The organism is Stenotrophomonas sp. LGBM10 (assembly GCF_046736075.1).
In the GTDB taxonomy this organism is placed as follows: domain Bacteria; phylum Pseudomonadota; class Gammaproteobacteria; order Xanthomonadales; family Xanthomonadaceae; genus Stenotrophomonas.
Genome location: NZ_CP177163.1, coordinates 3,209,752 through 3,221,809 on the forward strand (window position 1 = coordinate 3,209,752; position 12,058 = coordinate 3,221,809).

The 12,058-nt window shown below is 62.8% G+C and carries 8 protein-coding genes; 5 read left to right on the forward strand and 3 right to left on the reverse strand.

What is annotated here, in order from left to right:
- Positions 1–85: 85 nt before the first annotated feature.
- From ACLB90_RS13885 to typA, 3 genes are read right to left on the reverse strand one after another with little or no spacing between them, the layout of a single operon-like run.
- Positions 86–1,702, reverse strand: coding sequence for an amidase (locus tag ACLB90_RS13885; RefSeq protein ID WP_411850023.1), 1,617 nt, complete (start codon positions 1,700–1,702; stop codon positions 86–88).
- A 56-nt stretch (positions 1,703–1,758) separates the two neighbouring features.
- Positions 1,759–2,244 carry a DUF2127 domain-containing protein gene (locus ACLB90_RS13890; RefSeq protein WP_411850024.1) on the reverse strand — a complete coding sequence of 162 codons (486 nt, stop codon included), beginning with the start codon at positions 2,242–2,244 and terminating at the stop codon, positions 1,759–1,761.
- A 13-nt stretch (positions 2,245–2,257) separates the two neighbouring features.
- Positions 2,258–4,105 (reverse strand): translational GTPase TypA, encoded by a 1,848-nt coding sequence (gene typA / locus ACLB90_RS13895; protein WP_411850025.1) that lies wholly within the window; start codon positions 4,103–4,105, stop codon positions 2,258–2,260.
- Positions 4,106–4,367: 262 nt separating this feature from the next.
- Here typA and ACLB90_RS13900 point away from each other — a divergent pair, with 262 nt between their 5' ends.
- The 5 genes from ACLB90_RS13900 to ACLB90_RS13920 all read left to right on the forward strand — a co-directional run bounded on the left by ACLB90_RS13900 (position 4,368) and on the right by ACLB90_RS13920 (position 11,996).
- Positions 4,368–4,859, forward strand: a complete 492-nt coding sequence (locus tag ACLB90_RS13900) for a peptidylprolyl isomerase (protein WP_017355437.1) — start codon at positions 4,368–4,370, stop codon at positions 4,857–4,859.
- Between the two features lie 114 nt (positions 4,860–4,973).
- Positions 4,974–5,960, forward strand: a complete 987-nt coding sequence (locus ACLB90_RS13905; protein WP_017355438.1) for a malate dehydrogenase — start codon at positions 4,974–4,976, stop codon at positions 5,958–5,960.
- 496 nt (positions 5,961–6,456) lie between these two features.
- Positions 6,457–8,331: a propionate--CoA ligase gene (prpE, locus tag ACLB90_RS13910; RefSeq protein ID WP_411850026.1), complete on the forward strand. Its 1,875-nt coding sequence runs from the start codon at positions 6,457–6,459 to the stop codon at positions 8,329–8,331.
- A gap of 1,354 nt (positions 8,332–9,685) precedes the next feature.
- Positions 9,686–10,825 (forward strand): MvdC/MvdD family ATP grasp protein, encoded by a 1,140-nt coding sequence (locus tag ACLB90_RS13915; protein ID WP_411850027.1) that lies wholly within the window; start codon positions 9,686–9,688, stop codon positions 10,823–10,825.
- Between the two features lie 448 nt (positions 10,826–11,273).
- Positions 11,274–11,996: a hypothetical protein gene (locus tag ACLB90_RS13920; RefSeq protein WP_411850028.1), complete on the forward strand. Its 723-nt coding sequence runs from the start codon at positions 11,274–11,276 to the stop codon at positions 11,994–11,996.
- Positions 11,997–12,058: the final 62 nt, after the last annotated feature.

Here is a 12,058-nt window from a genome sequence, read left to right on the forward strand (position 1 = left end):
CCGGTGGATGCGCCCCCTCCGGACAGACCTGGCGTGCAGGTGCAGCCAGCCCGCCTGCGCAGCGCCAGGCGGCGCGCGCCGTACCTCAGGGCGGGGCCGTATGCGGCAGCAGGGTGTCGGTCTTGAAGCGCGGCGGACGGCGTGCCCGTGTGCGCTGCTCGTAGGCGTAGCCCAGCTCGATCAAGCGCGGCTCGCTCCACGCGGTGCCCATGAACAGCAGCCCCAGCGGCAGCCCGTCGACATGCGCCATCGGCACGGTCAGGCTCGGGTAGCCGGCCACGGCGGCGGCGCTGTAGCTCTCGCCCGGAAAATCGTCGCCCTGGCCATCGCGGATCGGCCAGGCCACGCCGGTGGTGGGGGCGATCAGGGCATCGAGCTGCTGCGCGCGCAGCGCGGCATCGATCCCCTCCGGACCGGCCAGGCGGCGCGCGTCGCTGCGGGCGCGGATGTACTCGGGCGTGCCCAGGCCACCGGTGGTGTTGGCCAGTTCCATGATTTCCTGGCCGAACAGGCTCATTTCCCTGCCGGCGTGCTCACGGTTCCAGGCAATGACCTCGTCGAGGCTGCGCACCGGTGCCTTGTAGGTGGTGAAGTAGCGCTGCAGGCCGGCCTTGAACTCGTGCAGCAGCACCGTCCGCTCGGCGTCCTGCCACTGGCCCTGGGTGGGCAGGCTGGCCGGCACCACGACCGCGCCGGCCTCGCGCAGGATCGCAATGGCGTGATCCAGCGCCGGGCCGATGCCGGGGCGCTTTTCCAGGCCGGTGTACAGCACGCCGATACGGGCACCGCGCAGGCCGTCCAGGTTCAGTCGCGAGGTGTAGTCGTACACCGCGCGGCCGGGCATGGTCGCGGTCGCCGGGTCGGCATCGTCGCGCCCGGCCATCGCCGTGAGCAGCGCGGCGGCGTCGGCCACGCTGCGGGTCATCGGGCCGGCGGTGTCCTGGCTGAAGGAGATCGGGATGATGCCTTCGCGGCTGACCAGGCCCACGGTCGGCTTCAGGCCGACGACGCCGTTGATGGCGGCGGGGCAGACGATGCTGCCGTCGGTTTCGGTGCCAACCGCTGCCGAGGCGAGGTTGGCGGCCACGGCGACCGCACTGCCGCTGCTGGAGCCGCAGGGGTTGTGGCTGAGGCGGTAGGGGTTGCGGGTCTGTCCGCCACGTGCGCTCCAGCCGGAAATGGACCGGGTGGAGCGGAAGTTGGCCCACTCGCTGAGGTTGGTCTTGCCCAGGATCAGGGCGCCGGCACCGCGCAGGCGCCCCACCAGGAACGCATCGCCGGGGCGGAACCCCTCCAGTGCGAGCGAGCCGGCGGTGGTGCTCATCGGGGTGGCGCCGATGTTGTCCTTGAGCAGGATCGGAATGCCGTGCAGGGGCCCGCGCAGGTGACCGGCACGCCGTTCGGCGTCGAGCTGGACGGCATCCTTGAGGGCGTCGGGGTTGAGTTCGATCACCGCGCGCAGGCGCGGGCCGGCCCGGTCCAGGCGGGCGATGCGCTCCAGGTAGGCGCGGGTCAGGGTGACGCTGTCCAGTTCGCCGGCGGCCATGCGCGACTGCAGGTCGGCGATGCCGGTTTCGGCGTACGGGAACGGGACCGCCGGGGCGGTGGTCGTGGCTGCATCGCGTGCGTGCGCCGGCAGGGGCGCGGGCGTGCAACCCGTCAGGGTGCAGGCAATCAGCAGGGGTGTCAGCGACAGGCGCATGGGTGCGTCCCGGAAACCGGCCGACAGGCTAACCAGCGGCCGTACCGCTTGGCAACTCAGGCCTGCGCCGGGGCGCCGCCATGCCGTTTGCGGATATCGCGGGCGAGCACGCCGACCACGACAAGATTGATCACCAGTACCGACCACGAGGCCCAGCCAGGGTGGCGGATGATGGCGTAGATATCGAACGGCAGATAGATGCCGGCGGTGACGCAGCCGAGCCAGGAGGCCCACGCTTTGGCGCGCCAGAGGCCCCAGGCCTCGAAGAGGTGCAGCACACCGTAGGCGACCATCGCCGCAGCGGCGAGGTGGACGGCATCGGGGCTGATCATGTTGAGCAGCGAGGGCAGGGTGCCGTGATCCGGGTCCAGGCTGAAACGCCGGATCAGGGCATTGACCGCATCGCGAAGCGGCTGCGGACCGAGAATTTCCAGTCCGGTGGCCGCCAACAGCGCCAGTGCCGCCTTGCTGGCTTCCAGCAAGGCGATCACATGGAGACCCGGATGCCTGTGCGGATCCGGGTTGTAGGGCGTGTCGGTCACGACAGGGATCCGATCAGCCGCCGCGCGAAGCCTTCTTGCGGTCGCTTTCGGTCAGGCCCTTCTTGCGCAGGCGGATTTCCTTCGGGGTGATCTCGACCAGCTCGTCGTCTTCGATGAAGTCCAGGGCCTGTTCCAGCGAGTACTTGATCGCCGGGGTCAGCTGGATCGCATCGTCCTTGCCCGAAGCGCGCATGTTGGTCAGCGGCTTGGTCTTGATCGCGTTGACGGTCAGGTCGTTGTCCTTGGAGTGGATGCCGACCAGCTGGCCTTCATACACATTGTCGCCTTCGGCAGCGAACAGCTTGCCACGCTCCTGCAGCGGCCCCAGGGAGTACGCCGGGGTTGCGCCCGGGGCATTGGCGATCATCACGCCGTTCTGGCGCTTGGCGATCGCGCCCTGTTCCTTCGGGCCGTAATGGTCGAACACGTGGAACAGCAGGCCCGAACCCTGGGTCAGGGTCTTGAACTCGTTCTGGAAGCCGATCAGGCCACGGGCCGGGATCTGGTATTCCAGGCGCACACGGCCCTTGCCGTCCGGCTCCATGTTCTTCAGCTGGCCCTTGCGGGTGCCCAGCTTTTCCATCACGCCGCCCTGGTGCTGTTCTTCGATGTCCACCACCAGCTGCTCGATCGGCTCCATTGCCTGGCCGTCGATCTGCTTGATGATCACTTCCGGACGCGACACGGCCAGCTCGTAGCCTTCACGACGCATGTTTTCGATCAGCACCGACAGGTGCAGTTCGCCACGGCCGGAGACCAGGAACTTGTCGGCGTCTTCCAGCTGTTCGACCTTCAGCGCCACGTTGTGGACCTGCTCGCGGTCCAAGCGGTCCTTGATCTGGCGGCTGGTCAGGAACTTGCCACCGGACAGGTCCTTGTTGCCGGCGAACGGCGAGTTGTTGACCTGGAAGGTCATCGAGATCGTCGGTTCATCGACGGTCAGCGCCGGCAGTGCTTCCGGGGTGTCCGGGTGGCACAGGGTGTCGGAGATGGTCAGCTCGGCGATGCCGGAGATGGCGACGATGTCGCCGGCCTCGGCGGAGTCCTGCTCGATGCGCTCCAGGCCCAGGAAGCCCAGCACCTGCGCGACCTTGCCGTTGCGCTTCTTGCCTTCACGGTCGATCACCGCGACCTGCATGTTCTTCTTCAGGGTGCCGCGCTGGATGCGGCCGATGCCGATCACGCCCACGAAGTTGTTGTAGTCCAGCTGGCTGATGCGCATCTGGAACGGACCTTCCGGGTCCACTTCCGGCTTCGGCGCGTGCTGCATGATCGCTTCGTACAGCGGGGTCATGTCGCCATCGCGCACGCTGTCTTCCAGGCCGGCATAGCCGTTCAGGGCCGAGGCGTAGACGATCGGGAAGTCGAGCTGCTCATTGGTGGCGCCGAGCTTGTCGAACAGGTCGAACACCTGGTCGATCACCCAGTCCGGACGCGAGCCCGGGCGGTCGACCTTGTTGACCACGACGATCGGCTTGAAGCCCATCGCGAAGGCCTTCTGGGTCACGAAGCGGGTCTGCGGCATCGGGCCGTCCATCGCGTCGACGAGGATCAGCACGGTGTCGACCATCGACAGCACGCGCTCCACTTCGCCGCCGAAGTCGGCGTGTCCCGGGGTATCGACGATGTTGATCCGGTTCTTGATACCGGTCTTCTTGTCTTCCCAGGTGATGGCCGTGTTCTTGGCCAGGATGGTGATGCCGCGTTCCTTTTCCTGGTCATTGCTGTCCATCACGCGCTCGGCGAGCACGGTGCGCTCGGAGAGGGTGCCGGACTGCTTGAGCAGCTGGTCGACGAGGGTGGTCTTACCGTGGTCGACGTGGGCGACGATGGCGATGTTGCGAAGATTTTCGATAGACATGCGAAAGGGGGCCAGTCGGCGCCGGATTTGGAAAAAGAAGTCCAACATTATACGGCCAAGATGACCAATCGCGAAAACAACCTTCAGCCTATTCAGGTAGGCCCACCCCCTTGGTGGCTCCGGGGCGTTCAGGAAAGGTGCTTCCCGTGCCGGTTGGGGACCGGGCGCGTGGCGACGCGTTGGTGAAACTGGCGCGCGTCGTTCAAGGGGCGCGGTGTATCCTATGGAGCTAACGACAAACCCCCGTACCCCAAGGATTTGCATGTCCCTCATCGCCACTTTCGACACCACCCAGGGCCCGATCAAGGTCGAGCTGTTCGCCGACAAGGCACCCAAGACCGTCGCCAACTTCGTGAACCTGGTCAAGAAGGGCTTCTATGACGGCCTGATCTTCCACCGCGTGATTCCCGATTTCATGATCCAGGGCGGCTGCCCGCAGGGTCGTGGCACCGGCGGCCCGGGCTACAAGTTCGAGGACGAGAAGAACGGCGTGAAGCACCAGATCGGCTCGCTGTCGATGGCCAATGCCGGCCCGAACACCAACGGCAGCCAGTTCTTCATCACCCACATCAAGACCGACTGGCTGGACGGCAAGCACACCGTGTTCGGCCAGGTCCTGGAAGGCCAGGCCATCGTTGATTCGGTCAAGCAGGGCGACGTGATCCATTCGATCACCCTGGAAGGCGACACCGACGCTGTGCTGGCCGCCCAGGCCGACCAGGTCGCCGAGTGGAACAAGATCCTCTCCGCCTGATCCCGTCCAACGGCCTCCTCCAACGGGAGGCCGTTTTGCATTTCCGGCCGCCCCGCCAGGTCTTTCCCCGCCCGGTGGCCACTCCCACACAGCTTCTTAGCAGAGGAAATCCCCATGAAAGCACCTGTTCGTGTTGCCGTGACCGGCGCCGCCGGCCAGATCGGCTACGCCCTGCTGTTCCGCATCGCCTCCGGCGAAATGCTGGGCAAGGACCAGCCGGTCATCCTGCAGCTGCTCGAGCTGCCGGTCGACAAGGCCCAGGCCGCCCTGCGCGGCGTGATGATGGAACTGGAAGACTGCGCGTTCCCGCTGCTGGCCGGCATGGTCGGTACCGATGACGCCGAAGTGGCATTCAAGGATGCCGACATCGCCCTGCTGGTCGGCGCGCGTCCGCGCGGCCCGGGCATGGAGCGCAAGGACCTGCTGCTGGAAAACGCCAAGATCTTCACCGCGCAGGGCGCGGCGCTGAACAAGGTCGCCAGCCGCAACGTGAAGGTGCTGGTGGTCGGCAACCCGGCCAACACCAATGCCTACATCGCCATGAAGTCGGCGCCGGACCTGAACCCGCGCAACTTCACCGCCATGCTGCGCCTGGACCACAACCGCGCGCTGAGCCAGCTGTCGTCCAAGCTGGGCAAGTCGGTCGGCGGCATTGAAAAGCTGGTCGTGTGGGGCAACCACAGCCCGACCATGTACCCGGACTACCGTTTCGCCACCGCCGACGGCGCCTCCGTGGCCGATGCGATCAACGACCAGGAATGGAACGCCGGTACCTTCATTCCGACCGTGGGCAAGCGCGGCGCGGCGATCATCGAAGCCCGTGGTTCGTCCTCGGCCGCCTCGGCCGCCAATGCCGCCATCGACCACGTGCGCGACTGGGTCCTGGGCAGCAACGGCAAGTGGGTGACGATGGGCGTGCCGTCCGACGGCTCCTACGGCATCCCGGAAGGCGTGATCTTCGGCTTCGCGGTGACCACCGAAAACGGTGAGTACACCCTGGTCAAGGACCTGCCGGTCGACGACTTCAGCCAGAAGTACATCGACAAGACCCTGGCCGAGCTGGAAGAAGAACGCGCCGGCGTCGCCCACCTGCTGGGTTGATCGCGCGCTGCGACTGCATGTGAAAAACGCCGGGCTCGCCCGGCGTTTTTTTTTGCTCTTCGACGCTTGGCGGAGCACCTTCGATCACCTTCCTCGCGGGCGTTGAGGGCCCCGTCGCGGCCGGCAGGCCCCTGTGCAAATGTCCCCCGGCCAACGCCTGGCGGCGACGGCCTCCTCCTTTACTTTGCCAGGAGCCTGCCGGCCGCGACGAGGCAAGGGTTGCGGGAAGGAAACGCCGGATATCACGGTGCAACGCCGGTGGGTCGGGTGCGGGGTGGCCTTACCCTTTCCGGCGAATGTCCCCCGGCGTCGGCCTGCGGCCGCCCCCTCCTCCTTTACTTCGCCTGCAAGGGTAAGGCCACCCCGCACCCGACCCACCGGCAGCCGCGTCCGGTTCAAGCCGCGCGCGATCGCGCTCCGTACGACCAAGGTCGGACAGTTCAGTAGCCGCCATCGGACTATGCTCGATCCCATGACTTTGTCTGGGAGGGCTGTCATGCGTTACGAAGCGATGTACCGACGTTCCATCGATGAACCCGAGGCGTTCTGGGCCGAGGAGGCGCAACGCATCTACTGGCATAAAGCGCCGGAACAGATCCTGGACTACAGCAACCCGCCGTTCCGGCGCTGGTTCGTGGGCGGTGAAACCAACCTCTGCTACAACGCGGTGGACCGCCACTTGGTCGAGCGGCCGGACCAGCTGGCGCTGGTGACCATCTCGACCGAAACCGACGTCACCCGCGAGATCACCTACCGCGAGCTGTACCGCGAAGTGAATGCCTTCGCGGCGGTGCTGCAGCGCCTGGATGTGCAGCGTGGCGATCGCGTGGTGATCTACATGCCGAACATGGCCGAAGCCGTGTTCGCGATGCTGGCCTGCGCGCGCATCGGTGCGATCCACTCGGTGGTGTTCGGCGGCTTCGCCGCGCACAACCTGGCGTTGCGCATCGACGATGCCGAACCCAAGCTGCTGATCGCCGCCGATGCCGGCAAGCGCGGCGGCAAAGTGATTCCGTACAAGGCGATGGTCGATGCCGCCTGCGCCGAAGCGCAGTCGCCGCCGCCGCATGTGCTGATCGTCTCGCGCGGGCTGGACCCGGCCGAGCCGAAGGTGCCGGGCCGCGACGTCGATTACGCCACCCTGCGCGCCGAGGTCGGCGACCAGGACGTGCCGGTGGTGTGGCTGGAATCCAGCGAACCGAGCTACCTGCTGTACACCTCCGGCACCACCGGCAAGCCCAAGGGCGTGCAGCGTGATGTGGGCGGCTACGCGGTGGCGATGGCGCAGTCGATGGAAACCGTATTCGACTGCAAGCCGGGCCAGGTGATGTTCTCCACCTCCGATGTGGGGTGGGCGGTGGGGCATTCCTACAATGTGTATGGGCCGTTGATCGGTGGTTGCACCTCGCTGCTCTACGAAGGGCTGCCAACCCACCCCGATCCGGGTATCTGGTGGGCGCTGTGCGAACAGTACGGCGTGCGCACGCTGTTCTCTTCCCCCACCGCCATCCGTGTGCTGAAGAAGCATGACGTGGACTTCATCCGCCGCCACGACCTGTCCGCGCTGCAGTACGTGTTCCTGGCCGGTGAACCGCTGGACGAGCCCACCGCGCACTGGATCAACGACGCGCTCGGCAAGCCGATCATCGACAACTACTGGCAGACCGAAACCGGCTGGCCGGCGCTGACGCTGCTGCCCGGCGTGGACATGAAACCGGTGCGTTTCGGCTCGCCGGGGTTCCCCAATCTTGGCTACCGGATGAAGGTGATCGACGAGAACACCGGCGAGGAAGTGGCGGCCGGGCAGAAGGGCGTGCTGGTGATGACCCCGCCGCTGCCACCGGGCTGCATGACCACGGTGTGGAAGGACGACGACCGCTTCATCCAGAGCTACTTCAGCCACTTCAAGGAACTGCTGTACAGCTCGCTGGACTGGGCGATCCGCGACGAGGATGGCTACACCTTCATCCTCGGCCGCACCGACGATGTGATCAACGTGGCCGGGCACCGCCTGGGCACGCGTGAAATCGAGGAGTGCATCGCCGGGCACCCGCTGGTGGCCGAAGCGGCGGTGATCGGCGTCAAGGACGAACTCAAGGGGCAGGTGCCGCTGGTGTTCGTCACCCTCAAGCAGGCCACCGCCGAACCGGCGGCGGTGATCGCCGAGATGATGCAGCGTGTGGCCCAGTCGCTGGGGGCGGTGGCACGGCCGGCGCACGTCCACATCGTCAACGCGTTGCCGAAGACGCGCTCGGGCAAGCTGCTGCGCCGCTCGCTGCAGGCGCTGGCCGAGGAGCGCGATCCGGGTGATCTGTCGACCCTGGATGATCCGGGCGCGCTGGATGAGATCCGGCGCGCGCTGGGGCGGTAAGGGAATTCGGCGCAAAGTGATTGCAGTGACTGTCGCGCGGGTGATGCGCAGACACTCACCCGTACGAGTCGTACCCTGAATCCTGGGTGCGGCTCGCACGGTGCAATCGTTGCATCAATTCCCATTGGATGATCGCGAGATTGAGGATGCCGTTAATCAACCCGGGCTTCAGTGTAAAGCGCCGGATAGAAGCTGGTGCTTTACAACTCTTTACTCAAAACAGCGGCGCAACGATGCAGCTGGCGACTACGCAAAGCACGTAATCCAGAAAGTGCCTGCCGGCTCCAGTCGATGGAACTTGCCGCTGCGCGTTCAGAGTAGTCGACCATGACGATCCGTAGTCCGGCACCATTGACCCCGGCGGCGGCAAGACGCAGCGTCAGTCTCCATGATCAGGGGCATGCGTTTCACTCGGAAAGCGATGTATGCAACCGCCGCTGTCAACGCCTTTGCGAAGATCGCGCCGTGTTCGCCGCCAACCGCTACCGTGGCGATCAATATGACGAAGATGCAGCTCTCCGCCCTTCTGCTCGTCAACTGCAGAGTAGCGCGCCAAGGCTCATTGAACTGCTCTCAGGCATGACGTTGCTTCTTCCGCGTTGGCCGTGACGCGCTTCAACTCTCACCTTGCCGTCGGGCAGTGGAAGATCGTTCCGAAACCTCGATGACGCCAGCGGGAGATTTCCCGCTTTGCATGTGCACGGCATGGCTGAAGTCACTGGCCTTACTACTCACTTGCGAGCCGTCACTGCTTCCAGCCTATAGAAATTCATGTCCCTCTTGCGACTGCGTCTTCCCGATGCACAGGGGTAGCTATTCTGTATCAGGCGAATGCCCTGATCTCATGTTCTGAAATATTGATTCATTCGCTTCGCGCGACATCTGGCGGCATGTTGCTCTTGCGGACGGCAGTGCAGTGATGCAAGCAAAATGTAGTCGAAAACTCACGCGATTGCGGCACAGAGCCGATTCAGGAGGATTGAGGGGAAAGGCCTTTTCTGCACTCATGGTGCAGCCTCCAATTGATATGCCGCTCCCCTTCCATGCGTTTCAAATGCTTACCTGGCGTTTGATTCGATGGAATCTATCAGGTGGTATGGGGCGGCTGCCAGCGCTTGATAACTACTTCTTTGATAACTGCGTCAAAGTTCGAGTCAACTGTCGTGCTTGGCTCTTGATTGAGGTATCTGTCAGGCATAAAACAGATGCATGTATTGCTTGTTTGCTGAGTTATCGAGTCGCTCGTCGGCCAGTCCAGTGTCATGCTCGGTCCCTATGCATTCGCTCAGATCAGCAAGTTTATGGAATACAGGCGTCGGCCGGTATGGATGCATAAGAAGGGGGGGGCGAGGAAATGGTAAAAAACCTGGGACTCTCATTCAACAAGCTGCACGGTGGCGACGATCGGCCGCGTCGCCGATCAGTTGGGCAGGAGTCAAAGCTCGTACTCATCCATACGATCAATCAAGACTTTCATGCGGCAGTTTGCGGGCATGCTCTGGAAAATCGCGGACATCGTGTGGTTCGATGGCTCGGGGAGGATTACCCAGGTTCGGCTAGCTCAAGTTTGCATTTTTCTGAAGGCGAACGGCTCGATGTTCTTCATACCCGGCATGGAGCGGTTTCCTCCGGCGAGATTGACGTGGTCTGGTATCGCAGGCGAAGGGCGGCGCTTGCACCCGACTATCTTGATGCCGATGACATGGGCTTTGCCGAAAATGAGCTGAGAGCAGCAGAAAGCGCACATGCAGATGGATTTGAGAGGGCTTTCTGGATCAACCGGAGAGCGGCGGCCAGCATTAGTGACATCAAGCCGAATCAGCTTCGTGCGGCGCAGGACTCTGGCCTCGAGATTCCGCCCACATTGATCAGTAATGATCCTTGCGAAATTCGAGACTTCATCGGTCGGCACAGTTCCACGATCTACAAGCCTCTTACCGGGCACATTTGGGGTGATGACGGGTGCGTCAGGAAGACGTATACGGCCGCAGTTACATTGCAGGATTTACCTGAGGATCGTTACCTCAGAGCTACCCCTGGAATATTCCAGAGAAAGATGGATAAGGCATTTGAGGTTCGTGCGCAGTTCTTTGGATCTGTCTGTTTAGCGGTGCGAATTGAATCGAACTCACTTCGTGGCGGAGACGTGGATTGGAGGCTTGATCAGAGATCCATAACCCGGTGCGCTCCAATCGATGTTCCACTTTCGATACAGGATGCATGTCGAAAGCTGATGGGGAAGTTGGGTCTTGTAAGCGGGGGGGTCGACTTCATCGTTTCGCCCGACGGGAACTGGTGTTTCCTGGAGATAAATGAAGCAGGTCAGTTTCTTTTCATTGAGTCATGGTGTGAAGAATTGAAGGTTCTCGAAGCTTTTTGTCAGTTCGTTGAGTCGGGTGAAGTTGATCTCGGTAATGTGCAAAGTTCGCAGCATATCGGCCTTGAACAGGCGATTCAATCTGCGCGGGTGAGTGGTCTGCTGCGTGCCCAATGATACTCGAGCCGGTGTGCACTGCCGGGAGATGTGGCAGTCGTGATGGCTGCCTAACAGCCGCCGAATCCTGAAGATCTCGGCATTCAAGGGATGCATTCGGCATCCCACAAGGAGAAGTGCATGTCCAGCAATTCTAAAAGTACCGCCGCGACCGCTAGCAGTGGTCGTGTCCTCGGGCGACTTCTGTCTCGGGAGGAAGTGCAGCAAATTGGCGGTGGGCACGGGAATTCCGACACTCAGCCCACAGACCCTTGGGTTGACGATGGTACTTGTACGCCGGAGCGCGACAATGGCTCGGATCGAGCTGTCGCTGGGTAATCATCCCTTCATGACAGATGGGATGGGTGCCGTGCGTAGCTTTAGATCTCGTGGTTGAACGTACTTGGACCCTGGCGGCATAGCGCGATGCGTGTCGCCAGGGTTGTCAGTCGCTTGGGGAGGAAAGCGTATGAGGGCTGATCGCGAATGGTTGGTTTTTGCGCTGTATCTAATCCTTTTGACTGTGACTTGGGCATCATCCGCCGAGGATGCTGGCTCCTCTGGCGCAGATGTATACATAGAGTTTCTGTGGTCAAAGCCTGAAGCGGGTGCGCTCGCACGTCAGGAGACTCGTTCATTTGTACTTGGGAAGAAGTTCAATCACCAAGTTTGCGTGGCCGTACTCAGATCGGAAACCCCGCGTCAGTCGATGGTCTTGGAGGCCGTCGATAGCAGAGGGGAGGTGGTGTCTCGCCAGTCGGATGAAAGCTACAGCGGCAAGAAGCGCTGCTATGCCGCCCGTCTCCCCAGTTGGGGGGTGCCAGGTACATGGTCATATAGGGTGTATCTCGATGGTGAATCTACGTTTACGGCCAGCAGGTCTGTAGAGGTAGCCATGAGTCTGAAGGCTGCAAAGTTCAATCAGCCTTCTCCAGTGCCTTATGTGTTGGGCCGGCCCAACTATCCAGAAGAAGCGTCGCCGCAGAGGTTTGTAGGTCGATTGGTATGGGTAATGACGGTGGATGCCGGCGGAAAGGTAACGCATGTGGAGATCGAGGCCGCAGAGGGTATTGGAGAAGAGATGAAGGAGCGAGCATTGGCTGCCGGATATATATCAAGATTCCCGGTGGATTCCCGGCGGCCTGATGCCGGTATCAAGTACAGGCGAGCCATGAACTTTCGTCCGGATTAGTTGATCCTCTGTGGCGGCCTGTGCGCAGATTTTGTTTGAGTTCTCGTAGAAGCAGTCACAGG

Coding starts and splice junctions, on each gene's coding strand:
- ACLB90_RS13885 (WP_411850023.1), bottom strand. CDS start 1,702: ATGCGCCTGTCGCTGACACCCCTGCTGATTGCCTGCACCCTGACGGGT.
- typA (WP_411850025.1), bottom strand. CDS start 4,105: ATGTCTATCGAAAATCTTCGCAACATCGCCATCGTCGCCCACGTCGAC.
- ACLB90_RS13900 (WP_017355437.1), top strand. CDS start 4,368: ATGTCCCTCATCGCCACTTTCGACACCACCCAGGGCCCGATCAAGGTC.
- ACLB90_RS13905 (WP_017355438.1), top strand. CDS start 4,974: ATGAAAGCACCTGTTCGTGTTGCCGTGACCGGCGCCGCCGGCCAGATC.
- prpE (WP_411850026.1), top strand. CDS start 6,457: ATGCGTTACGAAGCGATGTACCGACGTTCCATCGATGAACCCGAGGCG.
- ACLB90_RS13915 (WP_411850027.1), top strand. CDS start 9,686: ATGGTAAAAAACCTGGGACTCTCATTCAACAAGCTGCACGGTGGCGAC.
- ACLB90_RS13920 (WP_411850028.1), top strand. CDS start 11,274: ATGAGGGCTGATCGCGAATGGTTGGTTTTTGCGCTGTATCTAATCCTT.